The organism is Reyranella sp. (assembly GCF_965279465.1).
Classification (GTDB): domain Bacteria; phylum Pseudomonadota; class Alphaproteobacteria; order Reyranellales; family Reyranellaceae; genus Reyranella.
In genome coordinates this window covers 796,584-819,950 of record NZ_OZ257242.1, presented here as the reverse complement: position 1 = coordinate 819,950, position 23,367 = coordinate 796,584, and the positions used below count along the sequence as shown (strand labels likewise).

The following is a 23,367-nucleotide window of genomic DNA, read 5'->3' as shown; positions in this document are numbered from 1 at the left end:
TTCAGGGAAACAAGGGAGACTTCGCCATGGTTTTCATGATCAACCGCCGCACGGCATTGGCTGGCGCCGCCGCATTGGCCGCCGCCCCGGCGGCCGCACAGGACAAGAAGGTGATCATCGGCACCTGGGGCGGCGACTACTCGCGGCTGCTGACCAAGAACATCAGTCCACTGGTCAAGGGCTGGGAGTGCGTCCACGCCGAGGAGCAGGCCGACCCGCGCAAGGCCAAGATGATGGCGGAGAAGGTCCTGCGGCGCGGCACGACCGATGTGCAGGGACTTTCGGCCAACGACATGTACGACATGGACCAGCAGGGGCTGGTCGAGCAACTCGACTATTCGAAGATGCCCAATGCCGCGAACCTGCTGCCGTCCATGAAGTACGCCTACGGCATCGGCCACATCTATTCCGGCAAGGTGGTTCTCTACAATCCCGAGATGATGAAGGCGCCGACGGGCTTTGCCGACACGCTCGATCCCAAGCATGGCGACAAGCTCGGCATCATCGACATCCAGCGCCAATACAACATGGTCGCCGCGGCCCTGGCGTCGGGCGGTTCGGTCAGCAACTTCGAGCCGGGCAAGGAACGGCTGATCGCCTGCCGGAAGGCGGGCGCGCGAATCTATCCGACCAACGAGGCCTTCGCCCAGGCCCTCAAGACCGGCGAGATCGCCTGCGGCATCATGTGGAAGGCGCGCGCCGTGCAGTGGCAGAATGCCGGCATCAAGGTCGAGACCGTGGCGCCCAAGGAAGGCGTGCCGATGTACGTCTCGGGTTTCGTCATGCCCAAGAACGCGCCCAGCAAGGAAGGCGGCTATGCCTGGCTCAACGCCATGATGGCCCCGTCGGCACAGGAGAACTTCGCCGTCGACATGGGCTACAACCCCACGGTCACCAATGCCAAGGTGGCAGACGATCTGCAGAAGCGCATCGGCTTCACCGAGGACGAGAAGAAGCGCCTCGTCGACCTCGATTACGGCTACATGGGCAAGAACGACGTCGCCTTCCAGGATTGGTGGAACAAGTCGTTCAAGGCATGACCGACACGGCAGTCGCGCATCGCTCCGCGGGCAGCCGGCGGCGGAGCGAGGGATGGACGGCGGCGGCCCTGATCGGGCCGGCGACGATCTTCATCGCGCTCTGCCTGCTCGGGCCGCTTGCGATCCTGCTGCGCTACAGCCTGAACGAGTTCGAGCCGACCAGGAAGATGATGGTCGAGGCGCTGACCATCGCCAATTACGTCAAGTTCTTCACCGATCCCTACTACACGGCGATTCTCGGCACGACCGTGCGCATCGCGGTGACGGTGACGGTCGCTTGCCTGATCGTCGGCTTTCCGCTGGCCTATGTCGTGGCCCGCACCCAGAGCCGGTTCAAGCACCTGCTGATCATCGCGATCGTGCTGCCGCTGTTCGTCGGCAACGCGGTGCGCGCCGCCGGCTGGATGGTGGTGTTCGGCAACAAGGGCTTCTTCAATGCGACCCTGATGGGGGCCGGCCTGATAAACAAGCCATTCGAGATCATGTTCACCGAGAAGGCGGTGATCATCGGCATCGTCGCCGTCAACCTGCCGTTCATGGTGCTGTCGCTGCAGAGCGTGATCGAGAGCATCGACCGCGCCGTCGAGGAGGCTGCCTTCAGCCTGGGCGCGACGCCGCTCACCATGTTCCGCCGCGTGCTGTGGCCGCTGGCGATGCCCGGCATCCTGGCCGGCACCATCCTGACCTTCATCCTGGCGATGAACGCCTACGCCACGCCCTTCCTGCTGGGCGGTCCCTTGTTCAAGATGATGGCGCCGGTGATCTACAACGAGTTTACTCAGAAGACCAACTGGCCGTTCGGCGGCGCCATCGCCTTTATCCTGATGGCGGTGACGCTCACCCTGACGATCGCCGCCAACCTGCTCCTGCAGCGCCGCGCCGCCCGCTAGAACCAGAATCGAGGGGCCCCATGGCCGATGAAAACCGCACGCGCCGATTCGCCGTCCTGATCGACGCCGACAACACCTCGCCGCGTATCGTGGCGGGGCTGTTCGAGGAGATCGCCAAGTTCGGCGAGGCGAGTTCGCGGCGCATCTACGGCGACTTCTCGAGCCCGCGCTCCAAGGGCTGGGCCGACGTGCTGCAGAAATATGCGATCGATCCCTACCAGCAGTTTGCTTACACGACCGGCAAGAACGCCTCCGACATCGCTCTGGTGATCGATGCCATGGACCTGCTGCACAGCGGACGGTTCGACGGCTTCTGCCTGGTCTCGTCCGACAGCGACTTCACGCGGCTCGCCTCGCGCCTGCGCGAGGAAGGCGCCGACGTCTATGGCTTCGGCGCCCGCAAGACGCCTGAAAGCTTCCGCCAAGCCTGCCGGCGCTTCATCTATACCGAGAATCTGGTGCCCGAGGCCCCGGCGCCGAGCGCTGGCGAGCCCGCGCCCGCCCCCGCGCCGCGCGCCGTCCAGGCGGCAAGTGCCGCGGTTGCCATTCTGAACAAGGCGATCGCACAGATGGATACCGCGGACGGTTGGGTCGGTCTGGGCGTGGTCGGCCAAAGACTGTCCACCATCGCCTCCGACTTCGACCCGCGCAGCTACGGCTTCCGCAAGCTGAGCGATCTGATTCGCGGCACCGGGGCGTTCGAGATGGACCAGCAGGACGGCCGCGAGGTGCGGATCCGGGTCAAGCCGGCCAAGACACGCGCCAAGAGCGGTTCGAAGATCATCCACGCAGTGGTCGACTGAGCCATTTCGCCCGTTGCCAGCGCCGCGGCCGGCGTCTACAGCGCTGACTGGCTGGGGCGCCCAAGAAAACAGCAATTCAAGCAGGGAAGTCGAACCTATTGACCAATCTACAAACGGGCGGCTCCGCAGCCGCGGCCGAAGTGCGCGCCTGGCCCCAGATTCTCGCACGCTACCGCGAACCCAGCACGCGCCGCGGGCTGTTGGAAATCGCGGTCACGGTCCTGCCGCTCGTCGCGCTGTGGGCCCTCGTCTGGGCGTCCGTCCATCTTGGCTACTGGTGGCTTGGCCTGTTGCTCGCGCTGCCTGCTGCCGGCTTTCTGGTCCGGCTGTTCCTGATCCAGCACGATTGCAGCCACGGCGCCTTCTTCCGCCACAAGCTGGCCAACGACTGGATCGGACGGATCGCCGGCGTGGTGACGCTGACGCCCTATGGCCTGTGGCGCCGCGCCCATACGCTGCATCACGCCAGCACCGGCAATCTCGATCGCCGCGGCATCGGCGACATCGACACCCTGACCGTCGACGAATACAGGGCACGCGCGTTCTGGGGGCGTCTGCGCTATCGCGTCTATCGTCATCCGCTGGTCATGTTCGGCATCGGCCCGGCATATCTCTTCTTCCTGCAGCATCGCCTGCCCGTCGGGCAGATGCGCGGCGGCTGGCGTCCGTGGGCGAGCGCCATGGCGACGAACCTGGGCATCGGCCTGGCTGCCACCGGCCTGATCTGGCTGGTCGGCCTGAACACGTTCGTGCTGGTCCACCTGCCGATCATGCTGCTCGCTGCGTCGCTTGGTGTCTGGCTGTTCTATGTCCAGCACCAGTTCGAGCGGACGAGCTGGGACCGTCATGAGAACTGGACACTGCAAGCAGCCGCCCTGCACGGCAGCTCGCATTACGACCTGCCGGGCTTCCTGCGCTGGCTCACCGCCAACATCGGCCTGCACCATGTTCATCATCTGAACAGCCGCATTCCGTTCTATCGGCTGCCCCACGTGCTGCGCGATCATCCGGAGCTGCGCGATGTCGGCCGGCTGACCCTGGGGCAGAGCCTGCGCTGCGTTCCCCTCGTGCTGTGGGACGAGAGCCGTCGCCGCCTGGTATCGTTCAGGGACATCGGACACTAGAGACATGCATATCGGACTGATCGGCGGCATCGGGCCCGCCGCCACCGACTTCTATTATCGCGGCCTGATCGATCGGCACGTTGCGGCGGGCATTCCGCTCGACTGCACCATCGCCCATGCCGACGTGCGCGAGATGTCGCGAAACCTGAACGAAAAGACCCCGGCGAAGCAGGCCGCAATCTTTGCCGGGCTGATCGGGCGCATGAAAGCCGCCGGCGCCGAGGCGGCGGCGGTCACCTCGATGGGCGGCCATTTCTGCATCAACGAGCTCTTGCCAATCTCGCCGCTGCCGCTGGTCCACGGCATCCATGCCGTCGATGCGGGGATCAAGCGCTCGGGCCTCAAGCGGATCGGCGTGCTGGGCACGCGCACCGTGATGGAGACGAAGCTCTATGGCGGCGTTTCCTCGGCCGAGCTGATCGCGCCCGAGGGCGAGATGTTCGACCAGGTCGGCGACACCTATTCGGCGATGGCGAGCATCGGCAAGGTCACCGACTCCCAGCGCGAGGTGTTCTTCGCCGCCGGCCGCTGGCTGTGCCGCGAGCGCGGCGCCGAGGCGATCATGCTGGGCGGCACCGACCTGTTCCTGGCCTTCGTCGGCCAGGCACCACCATTCCCGCTGGTCGATTGCGCCGACATGCATGTCGACGCGATCTTCGCGAGGTCGTCGGCGCGTTAGCTGCCGCTGGCCGGCGTATTGCTCCAGAGCCTCTCGTTGTAGGCCCCCGCGACGCCGGCATCGATCTGGGCCGCGACTTCCTCGCTTGCGCCGATGCGCGGGGCAATGATCTTCCCGAAGGAGATGCGGCCCGGCACCGGCCACTTCTCCGGCTTCCAGAGATTGGCCCGGACGATCGAGCGGGCGCAGTGGAAGTAGCAGTGCTTGATATGGACGCGCGTGGCCAGCAGCGCGGGCTTGCCGAGCGACGACAGCGACTCGACCAGGTCGGCATCGTCGAAGACCTCCGCCGTGCCGGAGATGCGCAGCGTCTCGCCGGTCGCCGGGACAAGCGCGATCATGCCGATCTTGCCATTCGCGATGATGTTGCTTAGGCCGAAAGCCAGGTTGTTGCCGATCCGCTCCGGGATGAGCAGTGTCCGTGGATTCTCGACGCGGATGAAGCCCGGCTCATCGCCCTTGGGCGAGACCTCGATCGTGCCGTCTGCCGCCGTCGTGCTGACCAGCGCAAACGGACAGCGCGTCAGGAAGTCGATCGACTGGTCGTCGAGCGCATCGAGGATCTTGCTGCGGGCCGCCGGGCGCGGCTCGGCGATGACGCGGCGCAGGTCAGCAGTGGAAGTCAGGCGGGCCATGATCGTCTCCGTTCGCTGTGAAGCCCTCGTTCCGGCGGGTCCGTGCGGGCGGAAGCTCGTTTTCGCAGCAATGCGCCCGGGTTGGCAACCGGCTCGCCTACCGCGGCGGACCGCCGCGCACCGGCGCCGGCGTGGCCGTCGGATCGACTGCGACCGTGAGATCGGCGATCGATGCCGCGCCACCGCCGGTCATCTGCAGGGCAGCCATCGAGGCTGCGCCGTTCTGGCTGCGGAAAATCCCGTCTTCGGCCTGTGCCGTGCGCCGAAAGCGCTGACTGCCGTAGAGAGTGCGTTGCATCAGCGACAAGGTGGCGTCCTCCGGAAAGAAGACCTGCCCGGTGTGGGCAACGTTCTGCGCGACACGCACCTTGAAATGGATGTGGTTGGTGCGTCCCGGATAAACACCCGGGAAGATCGTGCCGAAGCGGACCATGCCGTCGGCATCGGTGAGCTGGATTCCCCGCAGGAACGTCAGCTCATCACTCGGCTTGCTGATCGGCGGCCGGCCTCCGCCGGGCGGACGACCTCCCGGAGGCGGTCCGCCGGACGGCGGGCCCATCGGCAACGCCTGCGTGTAGCCGGAATAGAGCCCCGTTGCGTCGCACTGCCAGATGTCGACAGCGGCCTTCGGCAATGGCTGGCAGCTTCGGCTGTCGAGGAGCCGCAAGCGCAGGGTGAGCGGAATGCCTGCGCGATCCTCGGCGATATCGGAGCGTATTGCCGTATCGGGAATGTAGAAGGGCCCGGTCTCCTGTTCGGCGGCCAGAGTACAGGGAGCTGCCTGGACGAGTGGTGCAAAAGGCAAGGTCGCGCTAAAGGCAAGCAGGCTGCGGCGGGGAATTTTCAAAGTCATCGGGGTTCCTAAGGCACCGTGGTCGACGGTAGGCGCGGCGTGTCGCCCATGCCCGGAGGCAACATCCGGGAAAAGGGCTCGTTCATCGTGCGCGGCCCCGATCGATCGCCGTTGCGCAGCGCGGAGCCGCCCTGAACCGGTCCCCGGAAATCGGGTCCCCTGCCCGAATTGCGGTCGGCAAAGCCGGATTTCTGCGCGGCGCGGTCGACCATGCCGTTAGGGGGCCGTCCTCCGGGACCCTCGAGCAGGCGCATCTGCTCGGAAAATGCGCCACGCGGCGCCAGGGCAGGCGCGCTGGGACTTTGGCCGGCAAGAGAGCTGACCCGCCATCCCGGGGTCGTGACGGTCTGCGTCTGGCCTCGGCTCGTCATCGTCATCTGGTAGCCGAAGAGGAAGGTCGCGGTGGTTTCCGTCGGCTCGACCTTGAGCAGCACGATCCCTCCCCGAATCCCGATCGTCCCTGACGGCGTGTTGACGGTGATCGGCACCGTCTTGCTGATCCTGCCGCCGACCAGCCGGAATACGCCCTGCGCCGCCGTCAGGCTGAGCGCGCCAAGCCTGCGGTCGTTGTCGTAGACGAAGCGGTCCAGCGTCAGCCGGGCCTGCGGCCCGACCGTCAGGGCCGTGCCATCCAGGAACAGGAGATGCGCACGGTCCTCGGCCCCGGTCGTCACCAGCTCGCCGGCCTGCAGGTCGAAGCCGACCCGCAGCACGCGCTCCTCTTTGGCGGGCGGCTTGCCGAGGGGTTCGCCCGTCGCCGCCGAGGTAATGCCGATCGATTGCGACAGTGCCGGCGCATTCGTCAGCACCGCCGCGAAGGCCAGGAGCACAGCCGCAAGCTTTTCGAAACGCATCGTCACGGGTGAAGCTACGACCGCGTCGCAGTCTCCATCCCCGGCACAGTGAAAAAAGCCGATAGTTGCAGCAGACCGAGTATGCCCAGCCTGACTCAGAAATGCGGCGCGACCTCGCGCATGAAGCGGTCCATCTGCTCCTTCACCAGCGCGTGCGGTTTCTGGCCATAGTTGAAATAGAGGATGACCTCGGCGACGCCGGCCGCCTCGACCGTCTTCAACGTATCGACGATGTGCTGCGGGCTGCCGCACAGGATCGACTTGTCGGTCAATTTCTCAGGCCGCATGTCGCGCAGGATGTTCACGATCTCGACGAAATATTTGTAGGTCGGCGGCACCTTCTCGCCCGACGACGAGGGGAAGGCCGCGATCAGCGCGTCCTGGAAATAGCGCACCAGCGCTTCCTTGCCGTATTGCTCCTCCTCCGGTTTGGAAGCGATGTGCACGAAGTACGAGCACATGGCGCGCCGCATGGGCCGCTTGAATTGCTGCTCGCAAGTCTCACGATAGACCCGCACCGCATCGGCCAGCGAGCCGTAGACCATCGCCGCCGCGAAGGGCGCATAGATCACGTTCCAGTCGTTCTTCGCCGCCAATTCCATCGACGGCCGCGAGAAGCACGCCACATAGGGGCGCAGCGGCTTCTGCGCCGGCCTGGGGCGGATCTCGACGTCCTTGAACTCGTAGAACTTGCCCTTGTGGCTCCACTTGCCGGGCTCGGTCCAGGCGCGCCACACGATCTCGAGGCCCTCGGCGAATAGCTCGGCCGAGTCGTCGAACGAAGCCTGGAACGGCTCGTACTCCTTGCGGTCGTAGCCGCGGCCGGCGGCAAAATCGACCCGGCCGCCCGACAGCAGGTCGAGCGTCGCCCATTCCTCCGCGACATGCAGCGGATGATGCACCGGCAGGAGCGTCACCGCCGGTGCGAGCCGGAGCTTCGTCGTGGCGCCCGCAAGCTGTGCCAGCATGGCCAGGGGCGAGGCGTTGACGCCCAGCAGGTTGAAATGGTGCTCGCCGATCCAGGCCGAGTTCAGCCCGACCTTCTCCGCGTACAGGGCCTCGGCGAAGATGTCCTTGATGAACTCTTCGGCCGAGCGCGTGTTGCCGGGATAGCGGTTGTCGCTCAGCGTGAAGTAGCCAAAGTCCATGGCCGTTCCTCCCTGCCTTTTGCGAAGCAGGATAGGTCTTCGGCCATTATTTGCAAACGCAAATAATACGGCGCTTAGCATTTGGCCTTCCTCCCCCGCCCGCGGGGGAGGTGTCAGCGTCTTACGCTGACGGAGGGGGAAGGCGGCGGGGATGGTGCGTCACGCCCCCTCCGTCGCCGTAAGACGGCGCCACCTCCCCCGCAAGCGGGGGAGGGGAGGTTTGCACAAGGAGAGGTTCACACGAAATGGCGCCCCGTCACCACGTCTTGCCGCCGGCCGCCGCCTTGCCCTTCGCCTGCTCGTAGCGCTCGATCTCGGTGGCAACGGCTTGCGCCGATTCCGCACCCGCCGTCTCGTGCTTGGCCGTCGCATTGTCGTAGCTCGCCACCCTGAGCGCGTTCGACTGGCGCTGGAAATGCGGATGGACGTAACGCGCCATCAGCTCGTAGCTGCGCTTGGTCGCTTCCCAGTCCGCCCAGTTGTTGGCGAGCAGCAGGACGGCCCCGAAGCCGCCGGCCGAACCCTGCCACAGCCGCTCGAAATGCCTGATGCAGTCATCCGGCGTGCCGATACAGGCGAGGCCGCTGCTGGTCAGGTATTCGACCGGGTCGGCGATGCCAGCCGGCACGATCGGGAAGGTGGCGACGTCGGTGAAGTACTTGCAGAAGTCCTTCAGCCCATGCGCCATGTCGGCCCGCGCCTTCTCGCGCGTCTCCGCGACATGGGCGAAGGTGACGATGCGCCACTTCGAGCGATCCGCCACCTTGCCGGCCCTGCGCGCCTCCTCCTCGTGGATCGACCAGTTCTTCGCATGACCGAGCAACGCCTCGTCCGAGGTGCCGCCGATCGAGAGCATGCCGATGCCGTGCTTGCCCGACGCCACCGCGCCGACCGGCGAGCGCGAGCAGGCGACGGCCATTTCCATGGTGGGCTGCGAGTAGGACATGAGCTGCAGCCGCGCCTCGTTCAGGACGAACCAGTCGGTCGTGCGCGATACGGTGCCGCCCTTCATCAGCTCGACGATGCAATCGAGGGATTCGTTCATGCGGCGGCGCTGATCAGCCGCCTTCAGCCCGATCTTGTCGGCGTCGTAGATCAGCGCGCCGGGACCGACGCCGAACATCGCGCGTCCACGGGCCATGTGGTCGAGCTGCATCATCCGCGAGGCCAGTGTGAACGGATGATGATAGGGCAGCGAGACCACGCCGGTGCCGAGGCGGATGTTGCGCGTGCGCTGGGCGGCGGCGGCGAGGAACATCTCCGGGCAGGCGATGATCTCGAAGCCGCCCGAGTGATGCTCGCCGATCCAGGCCTCGTGGTAGTTCAGCCGGTCGAGATGCTCGACCAGCTCCATGTCGCGCTCGATGGCGAGCGTCGGGTTCTCGCCCAGCGCGTGAAACGGGGCGAGGAAGATTCCGGTTCGCAGATAACGGTCTTGCATGTCGTGTTTCCTCCGATGGTAGTCGTATCAAACGGTCCTGAAGCCGCCGTCCGCCATGATGATGCAGCCGGTGACATAGGCCGACATGTCCGAGGCCAGGAACACCGCCGGCCCCGCGATGTCCTCGGGCTTGCCGGCACGGTTGAGGGGCGTGTGCCGCATGACGTTGGCCACCATATCGGGATTCTTCGCCCGCGCCTCGGCATTGATCCGGGTTTCGATCAGCCCGGGTCCGATGGCGTTGACCCGCACGCCGTCCTTGCCGAGCTCCGCCGCCAGCGCGCGCGTGAAACCGAGCACGCCGTGCTTGGAGGTGGTGTAGGCGGCCGAGTTCGGCCAGCTCACATGCACGAACGACTGGATCGAGCCGATGTTGACCACCCGCCCTCTGGTCGCGCGCAGCTGGTCGAGGAAGGCGTGCGTGACGTTGAACATGCCGTCGAGATTGATCGACAGGATGTCGTCCCAATCCTTCGCGACCGCCACCGGATCGCCGGTGATCGGGTTGCGGCGGTTGATACCCGCATTGTTGACCAGAATCGAGATGTTGCCGCTCTTGGCGATCCCGGCCGCCACAGACTTGCAGGCTTCCCGATCCGTCACATCGAGCTTTATTGCCGACGCCTTGCCGCCGGCCGCCGTGACCAGGCCGACCGTCTCGTTTGCGCCTTCCGGATTGGTGTCGAGCACGATGACCCTCGCGCCTTCTCGCGCGTAAGCCTGACAGATGCCCTGCCCGATGCCCGATCCACCGCCGGTCACGGCGGCGATGTGTCCTTCCAGAAGCCCTGCCATCGTTTCCTCCCTTTCAACCTGTCATCCCGAGCGCAGCGAGGGATCTATACCGATCAGCATAGATCCCTCGCTGCGCTCGGGATGACACTTTGCGTAGCTTGGGGCGCCAAGGGCTAGCGTTCCAGTTCTTCGATATTGTCGTAGAGCCGCCGCAACGCCCGCTTCAACACTTCCGCCTCGCCCACGGTGAAGCCCTCGAGCGCGACGGCCTCGTAGCGTTCGGCGATCGGCAGGATGCGTCGCGTCAGGCGACGACCGGCCGACGTGACATGGAGCGCGACCGCGCGCGCGTCCTGGGCATCGCGGCGCCGTTCGACCAGGCCGTTCTTCTCCATGTTGTCGACCAGGCGCGTGAGGGTGGAAACCTCGATGGAGGTGGTCTTCGACAGCTCGCCCATCCGCCGGCCGTCGCTCTCGCGTAGCGCCGCCAGCACGCGCCAGATCTGCAGGGAGGCGCCCAGCGGCTGCATCTCCTCGCCGAATGCGGCAGCGATGCGCGCACCGGCCCGGTTCAAGAGGTACGGCAGATAGGAATCGAGCGGGCCCATGATCTCTGGGACCCGTCTCACGATTCCAGCAGTCGATGCACCAGCGCTTCGCATTCCCGCGTGACCGGGCTCTTGAACCAGCGCTGCGCGTTGAGCTCCGGATCACCCGAATAGAGGCGTTCATAGAGGCCGGCGCGCGAGCCGAACTCGGTGCCCGTCATGTCCCAGGCGAGCTTCATCAGCTCGAGACGGCGCCGGGCGTCGATCCCCGGGCCGACCAGCCATTCGTCCATCAGGCGCCCGACATCGGGGTTGGCATAGTCCGCCTCGGTCATGGCCAGCACGCCCGATCCGGCCGCCATGCGCAGCACGTCCACCGCCTTGGTGTTGGCGTAGGGGAAGAAGAAGTTGGTCGCGGCATTGCCGGGGCTGCCGATCGCCCGCGCCTCGCTGATGCCGTCGCCTTCCGGCATCAGCTTGCCCTGCGCAAAGGCTTCGACCCTGCGCAGGATGTCGGCCATCGCTCCGGAGCGGATGCCCTCCGCGATGGTCACCAGCGCGGTCAGCTCGCCGATCGCGGCCTGGTAGCGGGGCGTCTTGTCCCGGCCGTTGGCGCGGGCGATCGCCAGCGCCATGCCGGTGAGAAAGCGCAGCTTCACCGTCGACCGCGTGGTGGCCTGCAGCGAGGTGTAGCCCGCCCGGTTGGCCATGATGCCATTGTAGGCCTCGATGTCGCCGGCGACGATCGTGCGCTCGTTCGGCACGAAGACCTCGTCGAACATCAGGATGGCGTCGCCTTCATCGAATCGGCTGCTCAAGGGACGATCGAATGAACCTTGTCCGCGATGAAAGCTCTCGCGCCCCAGGGTGGAGAGGCCCGGCGCGTTCATCGGCACGACGAAGGCAAGGGCGAACTTCTCCTCGCCCGGCAGGCGCGGATGATACGGGCCGACGTAGCATTCGTTCGCCACAGGCGCGAGCGTCGACAGCAGGCGACAACCGCTGACCACGATCCCGTCGGCGCGCCGCTCGACGAGGTGCACGGCCTGTGACGGCGCATCGGGCTTGGACCGGTCGGATTGCGGGTCGATCAGCGCATGGGTTACCTGCAGGTCGTTGTCGCGACAGTGGTCGACGATCCATTGTGCGCTTTCGGCTGCCGCAGTCCTGCCGATCATCCGCATGCTGACGACCGTGTCGACCAGGAAACCCGACATGAAATCCGTCAGGCGACCCATCAGTCCGTAGGTGCGGAGCGCGCGCAGGTGATAGCAGCCGGCAAGCGCACGCACCTCCTCAGGCGTGCGCGCCTCGAGGTAGGTCTTGCTCACCAGCTCGCCGGTCCTGGGCGAGGCGAAGGTCAGCACGTCTCGATAGGTCGGATCGTGCTGGTCGTCATAAAGCGAAGCGAGCGTGCCGATGACCCCCTTAAGCGGAGGGTAGCTCGTGACGTCGTTCACCAAAGCGCCGTCGATGTACAGCGTCCGGCCGTCGCGCAGGGAGTCGATGTATTCTTTCCCGGTCTTGATCGCCATTCGTCTCTCCCGTCAGCAGAACGCCGTCCAGACCCTATCCTCGACAGGCTCGCGCTTGGCTTCCATGGTCGAATCTGAAATGTTCGTAGCACGAACATCATGAGCGGATGCACCGTCCCGTCAGGGCCTTCTCGCGCGGCTTGGCGCTGATCCGCGAGCTCACCGTCAATGGGCCATCGAGCGCCCAGCAGCTCGCCCGATCGACAAAGCTCGACCGCACGACGTGTTACCGCCTGCTGCAGACCCTGGAGCAGGAACGGCTGGTCGCTTTCGACAGCGAATGAGGCGCATCCGACTCCCGGGTCCGAGCCACGATCCGCCGACCCGCGTAGGGTTCAGGCACAATTTCGGGAGTGAGCGCGCTAGGCCGCCTTTGCCGGCGCCGCCGTCGTCGTCACTTCGGCGAGCGTGATCAGCCAGTCGCGGAATGCCTTGATCTTGCGCCGCCGGATCGCCTCGGCCGGATAGACCGCGTAGTAGGCGAACTCGCTCGACATCTTGAAGTCGAACGGCACGACCAGCCGGCCCGCCTTGAGGTCGGGCGCGACCAGCGGGTTGCGGCCGAGCGCGACGCCCAGCCCGTCCATCGCCGCCTGGTAGGCGACCAGTGCATTGTCGAAGGTGACGCCGCGCGAGGCGTCGATGCCCTTGATGCCGGCCGCGGTCAGCCAGACCTGCCAGTCGTCGGGGAAGCTGCCGATATGCAGCAGGGTGAAGCGCTTGAGATCGGCCGGCTTCCTGAGCGGTGTCGGGCCCTTGAGCAGCGACGGTGCGCAGACCGGTGTCACATCCTCGCCGACCAGCCGATCGGCGATCAGGCCCGGCCATTGGCCGCGACCGTAGCGGATGCCGATATCGACATCCTCGCGCGAGAAATCGATCAGGCCGGTGCCCGTGCTGATCCGCACGTCGATCTCGGGATTGGCACGCTGGAAGCCGCCGAGCCGCGGCACCAGCCACTTGGTGGCGAACGACGCCGTGGTGGTCACGGTGAGATGGCCGCCGCGGTCCTTCTGCAGCAGCTTTTCCGTCGCCTCGTTGAGCTGGTCGAAGGCGGCACGCACCGACGGCAGATAGGCCTGGCCCGCTTCGGAGAGCAGCAGGGAACGGTTTCTCCGCACGAACAATTTTAATCCGAGTCTCTGTTCGAGGCCGCGCACCTGATGGCTGATCGCCGCCTGGGTCACGCTCAATTCCTCGGCGGCATCGGTAAAGCTCATATGGCGTGCGGCTGCTTCGAAGGCACGCAAGCCATTGAGGGGCGGTAGGCTTCTCTTCATGGCCAAATCCCTTCGGAAAGAGGTGTCTTTCGCATGAGGTAAAGTTATCAAAACAGGAGGAACGGTCATTTGTAAAGGGGCATGCCGAAGCTCAAATGCATCCCAACAATCTTTTCACTTTTGCTTCGGGGATAGTCCCATGGCCGATATCTCGCTTCACTTCAGCTCCAAGGCGCCGCTGGCCGGCACCTTCACCGCGTTCAGCCAGATCTTCCAGACCTGGCGTCGGCGCGCCCACGAACGGCAGGAGCTCGCCCAGCTCGACCATCGCACCCTGCGCGATCTCGGCCTGAACGAGGGCAGTGCCCGGTTCGAGGCCAACAAGCCTTTCTGGCGCGAATAGCTTTTCGAATCCGGAGCCGGGGCCTGATTTTACCCTGCCAGGCCCCACCCCTCTCCGGACACTGGCCGGCGGTCGACCCTCAGCCTCCCTGTCGACCGCCGGCTTTTTCTTTGCCCACGCGCTGCCCTCTGCTAGAGGCCGCGCGTGCCGATCACCGATCTTCAGCTTCAGGCCCTTGCCCGCGATGCCATGCAGCGAGCCCAGGCCGGCGACTATGCTGGCGCCGAGCCGTTGTTTGCCCAAGTCGTCGCTGCAAGGCCCAATTCCGGCCAGGCGCTACATCTGCTCGGCCAGGCCCGACTCAAGCTTGGCCGCTTCGCGGAAGCGCGCGAACCGCTGGAGCGCGCCGCGAAGTTCCTGCCCAAGGAAGTTGCCGCCCAACTCAACTACGCCGGCTGTCTCACCGTGCTGGGCGAGCATGAAGCCTCATTGTGGGCATTCGACCGCGCCGCCAAATTGAAACCCAGCGATCCTGTCATCGCCCACAGCAAGGGGCGCGCGCTCGAGGCACTGGGACGGCTCGAGGAAGCCGAGCGCTCCTATGACGACGCGTTGGCGGCGGATCATCGCCTGATGCCCGCGCTGATCGCGCGCGCCGGCCTGCTCGAGGCGCGCGGCGACTGGATGGGTGCGCTCGCCGACCTCGACATGGCGCTGGTCAGCCGGCCGGACGACGCGCGGCTGCGACTGCGGCGTGGCGAACTGCTGCTGTTGCAGGGCGACTGGATGCGCGGCCTGCCGGATTACGAGGCCCGGCTTGAGATTGCCGGCGGATGCTATGCGCCGGACCTGCCGCGCTGGCAGGGCGAGCCGGTCGATGGCCACCTGCTGATCTATCCCGAGCAACTGGATATCGAGAGCGATGCCGCCAGGCGCGACACGCTGATGCTGGCACGCGGCGTCGATGCCGTCGTTCAATGCGGCGAGGTGCTTGCTGCACTGCTCGACGGGCCGACGGTACGGCGCGGCGACCCGCTCGACGGTTTCTCGGCCGCCGCACCGTTGCGCAGCCTGCCTTACCTGCTGGGCTGGAGCCCCGACGCACCGCCTCCACCGCCGCGCCTGCGTGCGCTGGCCGGGCCACTGGATCGTCTCGTCGGCGACGACACATGGGAAACCCATCTCGCGGCGTGCCGAGGTGCTCCGACGACAATCCACCTGCCGATGAAAGCAGACTGGCTGTGGGGGCCGCGGCGAGACGGTCCTTCGCCCTGGTATCCCGCGCTCGACCTGAAGTTCGCTTGAAACCGCTTCACATCGCGGCATCCCTGCTGATCGCGGTGATCTGGGGCCTCAACTTCACGATCATCCGATTCGGGCTCGACGAGTTCACGCCCCTCGCCTTTGCCGGCTGGCGCTTCGTGCTCGGCGCCTTGCCGGTGTTCGTGCTGCCGCGCCCGGCGATCTCGTGGAAGGCGCTGGCCGGCACCGGCATCTTCCTGTTCGCCGGCCAATTCGTCTTCCTGTTCTTCGCCATGGAGGCCGGCCTGCCGCCCGGTCTTTCCTCCGTGCTGGTCCAGCTGCAGGGACCGCTGACGCTGGTGCTGGCGGCGTTGTTCCTGAGGGAGCGCGCCACGACGGAACAATGGGCCGGCCTCTGCGTGGCGACGATAGGTGTGATATTGATCGGCCGGTCGGTCGAGGGCAGCGCCAGCCTGTTCGCCGTCGCCATTGCCCTCTTGTCGGCCCTGAGCTGGGCCGCCGGCAATCTCTTCCTGCGCGAGACGCGCGCCGCATCCGTCCTCTCCGTCACGGCCTGGGCCAGCCTCATCCCGCCGCTGCCATTGCTGACAATCGGCGTCCTGCACGACGGATGGGCGCCGACCCTGGCGCCGATCCTCGAACCCACCTGGCGCGGCTGGCTCGTGCTTTTCTACACGGTCGTTCCGGTGATGTGGCTGGGTTACCTGCTGTGGGGCACGTTGCTGCGCACCTATCCTGCCGGCAAGGTCGGACCGGTCTCGCTGTTGGTGCCGTGCTGCGCCCTGGTCTTCTCCGCCCTGCTCACCGGCGAATCCGTCGGCGGCTTGCGGCTCCTGGGCGTGGCGGTCGTGCTGGGCGGAGTGGGGCTCGGCATCTTCGCGTCCAGCTGGCGTCGCTGAAAAAGAAACGGGGGCTCGCGCCCCCGTTTCCCCCCAATGAGGCAGTCCGTAGCGGCAAGGCCGGCACAACCGAACTGCAGTCCCGATGGCAATAAGTGTATCGTTGGTGTCGCCGAACGTCAATCCGCAATAGCGATGCGACTTTCTTTGCGAAACTTTCCGCTAAGCCTTTGAAAGTCCACACCATTCGGCGATAAAGAGTGCCGTTGCCTGCGTAATCTTCCGTACCGATTCGAGTTCCACACGCTCGTCGAAGCCGTGGATATCGTCGGAGCGCGGGCCGTAGACCATCGCCGGAATGCCTGCGTACAGACCGAAGAAGCGGTTGTCGGCCGTGCCCGTCGAGGTCTTGTCCTCCAAAGCCGTCCCGAACACCGTCTGATGGGCTTCAGCCAGCACGACCCTGACCTGCTCGTGGTTCTTGAGCACGAAGGGCTCGGCCTGGAAGCCTTCCCACGACACTGTCGGCGGATTGTTGCCGAGGAATGGATCGTTGGCAGCGGCGCGACGGACGACGTCTTCGATCTCCTGCCGGCACTCCTTGAGCGTTTGCGTCGGCAGCACGCCCACCCGCATGTCGAAGGTGCACCACGACGGCACCGAGCTTGCCCAATCGCCGCCGGCGATCTTGCCGACATTGAAGTTCACCGGGTGGTGATGGGTGTGGAAGTGAGGATCGTGCGCCTTCTTCTCGTTCCACTTCTTCTCGAGCTCGCGCAGCTGCTGGATCAGGCGGAAGGCCGATTCGATCGCATTCGATCCGGCATCGGCCTTGTAGACATGCACCGGATGGCCGGTGACCTTGACCTGGAACCACATCACGCCGACCTGCGCGATGGTCAGCACACCCGACGAGGGCTCCGGGATCAACGCGGCATCGGCGCGGTACCCCCGCTGCAGGCAGGCGAGCGCACCGTTGCCGGTGCACTCCTCCTCGACCACCGACTGCTGGTAGACATCGGCCGCCGGCTGATAGCCGAGCGCCCGCAACGCGCGCAGGGCATAGAGATTGAGGATGATGCCGGCCTTCATGTCACCGGAACCGCGGCCGTACATCCAGCCGTCCTTCACCACCGCATCGAAAGGATTGCGGGCCCACATCTCGTGCGGGCCTTCGGGCACGACGTCGATGTGACCGTTCAGGATCAGGGAGCGGCCCTTGGGCGAGCCCGGCCGCCAGCTGCCCACCACGTTCCAGGCATCGTCGTAATCCTGGCTGTGCGGCGAGTAGCCCGGCAGGTGCTTGAGGTCGTCGATCTTGATCTGCCAGCGATCGACGCTGAGCTTATCTTCCTTGAACAGGCGGGCCATCATGTCCTGCGCCGGCGCCTCGCGGAACCGCGTCGACGGGATCCTCACCAGATCGGCCAGCACCTTGGTCTGGTCGTCGAACTGGCGATCGACCTGGTTCATGATCTGCGTCTTCAACGCCTGTTCGAGCATCAATCACTCCTTGCGATTATCTTCCGCATCCAGCCATACCGTATCATGGCTGGGACCGCGCCACTCCGAGGGGCTCATGATCTGAGCGCCTCGGAGTGGCGCGGTCCCAGCAAAGACCATACCGCGTGCTTACCGACCGGTTCAGAGCGAGACCGGGCTGATCCTCTCCCAAGTCAGCTCGCGATGGATCCTGACCCCGCCTTCGTCCCGCTCCGGGGGCACGAGGATCATGCGTTCGCCTTCGAAGCGCACCTTGCGGACCTGCTGCGAGGCGAGCCGCGCCGGATCGGAGCTTGCGTCGACCGTGGTGATCAGCGTGGTGCCGTCGAAGGTGTAGTTGCCGCAATAGGACGAGTATTCGCGCTTGGCACCATCGGGCAGCTTGGCGCGGCCGTCGATCAGCACGGCCATCATGCGGCCGTCCGACGTCAGCGAGACGAGACCCATGCCGCGCGGCCCATAAGGCACCCCGACGGATTTTCCGCTTGGATCCGTCATCGAGCCGCCGACCAGCTTCCACACGCCGGCGACGTTGGGCGCCGCCGCGGCAGCTTCGCTGCCGAGGGCCGCGGCCGCGGCGAGCTGCAGGGTATCGCGACGGGTGGTGTCGTCGCTGTCCGATGTCATGGCGCTTCCTCCCATTGGTTCAGCGGACCATCTTCGCCAGGAGGCCGAAGCCGCGACCGCGACGCTGCGAGCGGGACAGCATGGCGGCAGGGATGAGGGCGACCAGCCCCACCGCGCCGATCACGATGAAAGTGTCCGAGAAAGCCAGCATCTCCGCCTTCGCGAAGACGACCGCGCCGAGATACTCGTAGGCACCGGCCTTCTGCTGCTGCAGCGGCAGGCCCTTGGCCTGCAGCATCATCTGCTCGACCAGCACCAGCAGGCGCGACGACGTGAAGTTGCCCCAGTCCTGCGTCGCGGTCAGCGCCTCGGCGTGGAAGTGCGTGCGCACCTCGAAGAAGGCGACCAGCAGGTTGGTGCCGAAGGCGCCGCCGAGCTGGCGCATGAAATTGGCGATGCCCGCGCCCTGCCGCACCTTGTCTGCCGGCAGCGCCTTGAGCGAGGAGGCGTTGAGGCTTGGATTGATGAAGCCGAGGCCGAGCCGCGAGACCATCACGAAACCGACGAGCGTCCAGAACGTCGTGTTGACGTCGGACGTGCACATCAGCATGAAACCGGTCGAGAACAGCAGCAACCCCCCGATGATCATGGTCGAGGCCGGGATCGTGTCGGACATGCGGCCCGCCAGCGGGAAGATGAAGGCCAGCATGATGCCGGCCGGCATCATCATCAGCCCCGCCAGCAACGGCGTGAAACCGATGATGGTTTGCACGAACACCGGGATGACGTAGGTCGATCCGTTCATGCCGAAGCCGAAGATGAAGGCAATCAGGGCAGCGGCCGAGAACTCGATGTTGGCGAAGATGCGAATGTCGATCATCGCCCGCGGTGTGTACAGCTCCCAGAAGATGAAGGAGATCGCCGCGGTGGCGCCTATGGTTAGGCGCAGCACGATGACGTCGGAGGTCCAGCCCTCGCGCTGGCCGTCGGCAATTCCGGTCATCAGCGCAATCAGTGCGGTGCACAGCAGCCCGAAACCCAGCCAATCGAACGGCGGGATCTGCTTGGGCAGCGGCCGGGTCGGCATGAAGAACAGCCCGAGCACGGCGGCCAGGGCGCAGAACGGCAACGAGATGTAGAAGACGTAGCGCCAGGAGAAGTACTCGATCATCATCCCGCCCAGCGTCGGGCCGATACCCGGCGCGAACACGACACCGAGGCCGAACACGCCCATCGCCATGCCGCGCCGCTCGGGCGGAAAAACGGAAAAGATGATCGCCATCACCAGGGGCTGCGCCACGCCGGCGCTGAAGCCCTGCAGGGTGCGCCACAGGATCAGGATGTCTTCGGTTGGCGCCGAGCCGCCGAATAGCGCGCCGGCCGAGAAGAAAACCAGGGCGCCGACGAAAGTCCGCCGCTCCCCCAGCACGCCCGTGATCCAGGCGTTCATCAGCATGCCGGCCGTCATCGCCGCGGCGTAGGCCGACGACATCCACTGCGCCTTGTCCTGGCCGATGCCGAAGGCGCCCATCACGTCGGGCACCGCCACGTTGACCGTGGTCATTGCCAGCACCATCGACACCACACCGACCATGCCGGTGACGGTCACGTACCAGCGGTAGTTCTCGCCGTACCGCTCGGCCAGTACCTGTGCGCTATCGTATGTCAATTTCGACTTCGACCATCATGCCCGGCGTCAGCGGCCTGGGCGGATTGACGATGTCGATTTTCACCGGCACGCGCTGGGTGATCTTGGTGAAGTTGCCGGAAGGGTTGGGCGTGGGCAACAGCGCAAAACGCGCCGTCGTGGCATTGCCGATGCGTGCCACCTTGCCAGTGAACTTCACCCCGGGGTAGGCGTCGACGGTAACGTGGACGGGTTGGCCAAGCTTGAGCTGGCCGACCTGCGTCTCCTTGATGTTTGCCTCGACCCAGACCGCGCTCGGGTCATGAAGCATCAGGATGCGCTGGCCTGCCGCCACGTATTCGCCGGGCAACATGAAGGTGCGGTCGATCACGGCCGGAATGGGGCTCTTGATGGTGCGATCGTCGACGTCGACCTGCTGCTGGTGCATTTGCGCGGCAAGATTCGCGACCTGATGGGTCAGCGCCTCGATCTGCGCGTCGATCACATGCAGCCGTTCCTGACCGGCCCGTGCCTCGTTGAGGCTGCCTTCGGCCTGCTCATGCTCGGCCTCCATCTGCAGGAGCTGGATCTGGAGCTTGGTGACGGCAGCCTGCGCCGTCTGGAGCTGGCGCTCGTTGACCACGCGCGTGGCGAACAGTGTCTTGGTCCGGTCGAGTTCGAGCCTGGCGAAATCCAGGTCGGACTTCAGCGCCTTCCGTGCCTGCTCGCGCACCGTTACTCCCGACGCCTGTGTCCTCATCGACGCTTCGACCTGCTCGCGGCTGAACGTGCGCTCGGCCTTCAGCCGTGTCCGCTCGGACCGGATGCCCTCGATCTGCGCCTTGAGAGCATCGACCTTGAGCTTGGCGATGCGGTCGTCGATCCGGGCCACGACCTGCCCTGCCTCGACCCGCATGCCCTCGCGCGCCGGCATTTCGACCAACCAGCCCTCCGCGCGGCTGGAAATGGTCACGATGTCCGCCGTGGCGCGGGCATCGTATTCGTAGACGTGGGTGAAGCGTAGATAGGTCTCGTAGGCACCGTAGGCGATGGCGACCAGCATGATTACGGCAATAGCCACAAACCGCGGCCGCAAGAAGAAGCGGCGGCGATGGCCATGCGCCCAACCGACCTGACTTTGCGCCGCGCCGAGGGCGGGAGGAGAAACCGTCTGATCCAAGGGGATAATCATAAAGATGAAACATTCCGCTGACCACGCACGCAGAAGCGCCTCACCCTTGCCAAATCGCCTTGTGCGAGAGAGTTTTGCTTTCACAGGCGGTGAAAGACCGCTCGCACAGCAAAATCATGCTGGAGATTGTCATGCCCGATGCGTCGCGTTCCGTTCCCCGCCAGCTCGATGTCGTGATCGTCGGCGCCGGCTTGGCAGGCCTCTACGCCATCCATCGCCTGCGCGGCCTGGGCCTCAAGGTGCGTGCCTACGAGGCCGGGTCGGGCGTCGGTGGCACCTGGTTCTGGAACCGCTACCCCGGAGCACGCTGCGACGTCGAAAGCCTCGAGTATTCCTATTCCTTCTCCGAGGAGCTGCAGCAGGAGTGGAAGTGGCCGGAGCGCTACGGCACCCAGCCGGAGATCCTGAAATACATCAACCACGTCGCCGACCGCTTCGACCTGCGCCGCGACGTGCAGCTCAATACGCGCATCAAGTCGGCGGTGTTCGATTCAGCAGCCAACGAATGGGTCGTGAAGACCGACACGGGCGAGGAGATCCATGCGCGCTATTGCGTGATGGCGGCGGGCAACCTGTCGACCCCTCGCGTGCCGGACTTCAAGGGCATCCACGACTTCAAGGGCAAGTGGTACCACTCCGGCCTGTGGCCGCATGAGGGGGTCGACTTCACCGGGTTGCGGGTCGGCGTGGTCGGCACCGGCTCGTCGGGCGTGCAGATGATTCCGATCATCGCCCAGCAGGCAAGACAGCTGACGGTCTTTCAGCGCACCGCGAACTTCAGCCTGCCGGCGCGCAACGGCCCGATGGAGGAAGAGCGCGAGCGCAGGCACAAGGCCGAGTATCCCGCGCGACGGGCCGCGGCGATGGAAACGCCGTTCGCGATCGGCGGGCATCCCAAGCCCACCAGATCGGCGCTCGAGATCTCCGAGGAGGAGCGCAATGCAGCCTACGAGTCGAAGTGGCAGGAAGGCGGCTCGATCAGCTATCTCTATTCCTACACCGACCTGCTGGTGAACAAGGCGTCGAACGACACCGCCTCGGAGTTCGTGCGCAACAAGATCCGCGGCATGGTGAAGGATCCGAAAACCGCCGAGCTGCTGGCGCCCAAGGACCATCCGATCGGAACCAAGCGGCTCTGCCTGGATACCCACTACTACGAGACCTACAACCGCCCGAACGTGCGGCTGGTCGATGTACGCAGCGATCCGATCCAGGAGATCACCGCGACGGGTCTGCGCCTCGCCTCGGGCGCCGAGCACGAGCTCGACGCCATCGTCTTCGCCACCGGCTTCGATGCGATGACCGGCGCGCTGAAGGAGATCGACGTGCGCACGACCGACGGCGCTGCGCTGCGCAAGCATTGGGAGGGCGGACCGCTCACCTATCTCGGCCTGATGGTGTCGGGCTTTCCCAACATGTTCGTCATCACCGGCCCGGGCAGCCCGGGGGTGAAGACGCAAATGATCGCCAGCATCGAGCAGCATGTCGACTGGATCGCCGATGCGATCGATCATCTCGGCCGGCACCAGCTCGACCGCATCGAACCCTCGCCCCAGGCCGAGAGCGACTGGGTGCAGCACGTCAACCAGGTCGCCGATTCGACGCTCTATCCGCTGGCCAACTCCTGGTACGTGGGCGCCAATATTCCCGGCAAGCCGCGGGTGTTCATGCCCTACGTCGGCGGCTTCGACCGCTACAAGAGACGCTGCGACGAGGTTGCAGCGAAGGGCTACGAGGGCTTCACGCTCAGCCGGCACGAGACCGTCGGCGCTTGAACGACCTCTACGTCCATCACCGCATCGACACGGCACCGCGCCAGTGGCACGCGGTCGCCGACCGGTTGACGCTGGCTGGCGCGCAGAGAGTCAGCGCCGCCGGCGGCAAGCTCTACGGCCTGTGGCGCAACCAGATCGGCCGCCCGCGCGACGAGATCCAGGCGATCACAGTCTGGCCGTCGCCAATGCGCGCGGCGGAAGCGGAGCGCCTGCTCCTGCTCGGCGAGGCCGACGTGTGGACGCGGCGCAGCGAGGCGCTGCTGCCGACGCTCAGGCCCAAGGATTCAACGCCGCCGCGCCGGCAGGGCAACTATGCCTTCCGCTGGTTCGCCACGCCGCAACAGCATTGCCCTGAGTTCCTCGATCTGTGTGCTTCGGCCTGGCCGGGCTTCGAGAGTTCCTACGATTCGCAAGTGATCGGGCTTTGGCAGGCGAGCGGCGACCGCACCGGCACCAACAACGACGAGGTGACGGGCGCAGGCATGCATTCCGGCGTTCGCAGCCTGCTGATGACGCGACGACCCAATCTCGCGATGTGGGAACGCTCGAAGCTGCCGGAGGGTGAGGCAGAATCGCAAGTGCGCGACATGCTGAGCCGCCGCTACGACCTCTGCGACTGGACGGTGGTTTACACGACGACGCTGCTGACCGCGGAGGATAAGCCCGACGACGCGCGCTGGACATAGTCTTGAGGATTTTCCTCCCCCGCAAGCGGCCGCTTGCGGGGGAGGAAACGAACGGGGGAATGACAAA

General features: G+C 65.6%; 24 protein-coding genes. 11 read left to right on the top strand and 13 right to left on the bottom strand.

The annotated features are described in order from the left end of the window. Positions 1-26: 26 nt before the first annotated feature. The 5 genes from ACQY8M_RS04040 (at position 27) to ACQY8M_RS04020 (ending at position 4,536) form a co-directional block, all read left to right on the top strand. Positions 27-1,040, top strand: coding sequence for an extracellular solute-binding protein (locus ACQY8M_RS04040; protein ID WP_428669204.1), 1,014 nt, complete (start codon positions 27-29; stop codon positions 1,038-1,040). Next, positions 1,037-1,930 carry an ABC transporter permease gene (locus ACQY8M_RS04035; RefSeq protein WP_428669203.1) on the top strand — a complete coding sequence of 298 codons (894 nt, stop codon included), beginning with the start codon at positions 1,037-1,039 and terminating at the stop codon, positions 1,928-1,930. Before ACQY8M_RS04040 ends, ACQY8M_RS04035 begins: the two co-directional genes overlap by 4 nt. A gap of 20 nt (positions 1,931-1,950) precedes the next feature. Next, positions 1,951-2,733, top strand: coding sequence for an NYN domain-containing protein (locus ACQY8M_RS04030; protein WP_428669202.1), 783 nt, complete (start codon positions 1,951-1,953; stop codon positions 2,731-2,733). A 98-nt stretch (positions 2,734-2,831) separates the two neighbouring features. Then, positions 2,832-3,857: a fatty acid desaturase gene (locus ACQY8M_RS04025; RefSeq protein ID WP_428669201.1), complete on the top strand. Its 1,026-nt coding sequence runs from the start codon at positions 2,832-2,834 to the stop codon at positions 3,855-3,857. A gap of 4 nt (positions 3,858-3,861) precedes the next feature. Then, positions 3,862-4,536 (top strand): aspartate/glutamate racemase family protein, encoded by a 675-nt coding sequence (locus ACQY8M_RS04020; RefSeq protein WP_428669200.1) that lies wholly within the window; start codon positions 3,862-3,864, stop codon positions 4,534-4,536. Here ACQY8M_RS04020 and ACQY8M_RS04015 read toward each other — a convergent pair. From ACQY8M_RS04015 to ACQY8M_RS03980, 8 genes are all read right to left on the bottom strand, one after another. Beyond that, positions 4,533-5,171 (bottom strand): MSMEG_1061 family FMN-dependent PPOX-type flavoprotein, encoded by a 639-nt coding sequence (locus ACQY8M_RS04015; protein WP_428669199.1) that lies wholly within the window; start codon positions 5,169-5,171, stop codon positions 4,533-4,535. The two genes, ACQY8M_RS04020 and ACQY8M_RS04015, sit on opposite strands and share 4 nt — an antisense overlap. 97 nt (positions 5,172-5,268) lie before the next feature. Next, on the bottom strand, positions 5,269-6,024 hold the full coding sequence (locus ACQY8M_RS04010; RefSeq protein ID WP_428669198.1) for an intradiol ring-cleavage dioxygenase: 756 nt from the start codon (positions 6,022-6,024) through the stop codon (positions 5,269-5,271). A gap of 8 nt (positions 6,025-6,032) precedes the next feature. Further along, the gene (locus ACQY8M_RS04005) at positions 6,033-6,878 is read right to left on the bottom strand and encodes a FecR family protein (RefSeq protein ID WP_428675306.1); all 846 of its coding nucleotides are present in this window, start codon (positions 6,876-6,878) and stop codon (positions 6,033-6,035) included. A 95-nt stretch (positions 6,879-6,973) separates the two neighbouring features. Next, complete coding sequence (locus tag ACQY8M_RS04000) at positions 6,974-8,026, bottom strand: LLM class flavin-dependent oxidoreductase (RefSeq protein ID WP_428669197.1); 1,053 nt, start codon at positions 8,024-8,026, stop codon at positions 6,974-6,976. Between the two features lie 256 nt (positions 8,027-8,282). Then, complete coding sequence (locus ACQY8M_RS03995; protein ID WP_428669196.1) at positions 8,283-9,467, bottom strand: LLM class flavin-dependent oxidoreductase; 1,185 nt, start codon at positions 9,465-9,467, stop codon at positions 8,283-8,285. Between the two features lie 27 nt (positions 9,468-9,494). Continuing rightward, positions 9,495-10,262 carry an SDR family NAD(P)-dependent oxidoreductase gene (locus tag ACQY8M_RS03990; RefSeq protein WP_428669195.1) on the bottom strand — a complete coding sequence of 256 codons (768 nt, stop codon included), beginning with the start codon at positions 10,260-10,262 and terminating at the stop codon, positions 9,495-9,497. Positions 10,263-10,375: 113 nt separating this feature from the next. Further along, the gene (locus ACQY8M_RS03985; protein ID WP_428669194.1) at positions 10,376-10,831 is read right to left on the bottom strand and encodes a MarR family winged helix-turn-helix transcriptional regulator; all 456 of its coding nucleotides are present in this window, start codon (positions 10,829-10,831) and stop codon (positions 10,376-10,378) included. Continuing rightward, positions 10,828-12,285, bottom strand: a complete 1,458-nt coding sequence (locus tag ACQY8M_RS03980; protein ID WP_428669193.1) for a 4-hydroxyphenylacetate 3-hydroxylase N-terminal domain-containing protein — start codon at positions 12,283-12,285, stop codon at positions 10,828-10,830. The genes ACQY8M_RS03985 and ACQY8M_RS03980 overlap by 4 nt, the downstream gene beginning before the upstream one ends. Positions 12,286-12,392: 107 nt before the next feature. Between ACQY8M_RS03980 and ACQY8M_RS03975 the strand changes: the two genes are divergently transcribed. Continuing rightward, positions 12,393-12,569 carry a helix-turn-helix domain-containing protein gene (locus tag ACQY8M_RS03975; protein ID WP_428669192.1) on the top strand — a complete coding sequence of 59 codons (177 nt, stop codon included), beginning with the start codon at positions 12,393-12,395 and terminating at the stop codon, positions 12,567-12,569. A 78-nt stretch (positions 12,570-12,647) separates the two neighbouring features. On the opposite strand, the gene ACQY8M_RS03970 is transcribed toward ACQY8M_RS03975, so the two are convergent. Continuing rightward, positions 12,648-13,565, bottom strand: a complete 918-nt coding sequence (locus ACQY8M_RS03970; RefSeq protein ID WP_428669191.1) for a transcriptional regulator GcvA — start codon at positions 13,563-13,565, stop codon at positions 12,648-12,650. A gap of 139 nt (positions 13,566-13,704) precedes the next feature. On the opposite strand from ACQY8M_RS03970, the gene ACQY8M_RS03965 reads away from it, so the two are divergent. The 3 genes from ACQY8M_RS03965 (at position 13,705) to ACQY8M_RS03955 (ending at position 16,010) form a co-directional block, all read left to right on the top strand. Then, complete coding sequence (locus tag ACQY8M_RS03965) at positions 13,705-13,908, top strand: DUF1127 domain-containing protein (protein WP_428669190.1); 204 nt, start codon at positions 13,705-13,707, stop codon at positions 13,906-13,908. 144 nt (positions 13,909-14,052) lie between these two features. Beyond that, positions 14,053-15,153 (top strand): tetratricopeptide repeat protein, encoded by a 1,101-nt coding sequence (locus ACQY8M_RS03960; protein ID WP_428669189.1) that lies wholly within the window; start codon positions 14,053-14,055, stop codon positions 15,151-15,153. Continuing rightward, positions 15,150-16,010, top strand: a complete 861-nt coding sequence (locus ACQY8M_RS03955; protein ID WP_428669188.1) for an EamA family transporter — start codon at positions 15,150-15,152, stop codon at positions 16,008-16,010. Before ACQY8M_RS03960 ends, ACQY8M_RS03955 begins: the two co-directional genes overlap by 4 nt. 162 nt (positions 16,011-16,172) lie before the next feature. Here ACQY8M_RS03955 and ACQY8M_RS03950 read toward each other — a convergent pair whose 3' ends face one another. The 4 genes from ACQY8M_RS03950 to ACQY8M_RS03935 all read right to left on the bottom strand — a co-directional run bounded on the left by ACQY8M_RS03950 (position 16,173) and on the right by ACQY8M_RS03935 (position 20,728). After that, positions 16,173-17,453: an ArgE/DapE family deacylase gene (locus ACQY8M_RS03950; RefSeq protein ID WP_428669187.1), complete on the bottom strand. Its 1,281-nt coding sequence runs from the start codon at positions 17,451-17,453 to the stop codon at positions 16,173-16,175. 141 nt (positions 17,454-17,594) lie between these two features. Then, a complete protein-coding gene (locus tag ACQY8M_RS03945) occupies positions 17,595-18,080 on the bottom strand; it encodes a lipocalin-like domain-containing protein (protein ID WP_428669186.1) in 486 nt (161 codons plus the stop codon). A gap of 19 nt (positions 18,081-18,099) precedes the next feature. Further along, a complete protein-coding gene (locus ACQY8M_RS03940) occupies positions 18,100-19,689 on the bottom strand; it encodes a DHA2 family efflux MFS transporter permease subunit (protein WP_428669185.1) in 1,590 nt (529 codons plus the stop codon). Further along, a complete protein-coding gene (locus tag ACQY8M_RS03935; protein ID WP_428669184.1) occupies positions 19,676-20,728 on the bottom strand; it encodes an HlyD family secretion protein in 1,053 nt (350 codons plus the stop codon). The genes ACQY8M_RS03940 and ACQY8M_RS03935 overlap by 14 nt, the downstream gene beginning before the upstream one ends. A gap of 242 nt (positions 20,729-20,970) precedes the next feature. Between ACQY8M_RS03935 and ACQY8M_RS03930 the strand changes: the two genes are divergently transcribed. Both ACQY8M_RS03930 and ACQY8M_RS03925 read left to right on the top strand, forming a co-directional pair. Further along, complete coding sequence (locus tag ACQY8M_RS03930; RefSeq protein ID WP_428669183.1) at positions 20,971-22,614, top strand: flavin-containing monooxygenase; 1,644 nt, start codon at positions 20,971-20,973, stop codon at positions 22,612-22,614. After that, positions 22,611-23,300: a hypothetical protein gene (locus tag ACQY8M_RS03925; protein ID WP_428669182.1), complete on the top strand. Its 690-nt coding sequence runs from the start codon at positions 22,611-22,613 to the stop codon at positions 23,298-23,300. Before ACQY8M_RS03930 ends, ACQY8M_RS03925 begins: the two co-directional genes overlap by 4 nt. Positions 23,301-23,367: the final 67 nt, after the last annotated feature.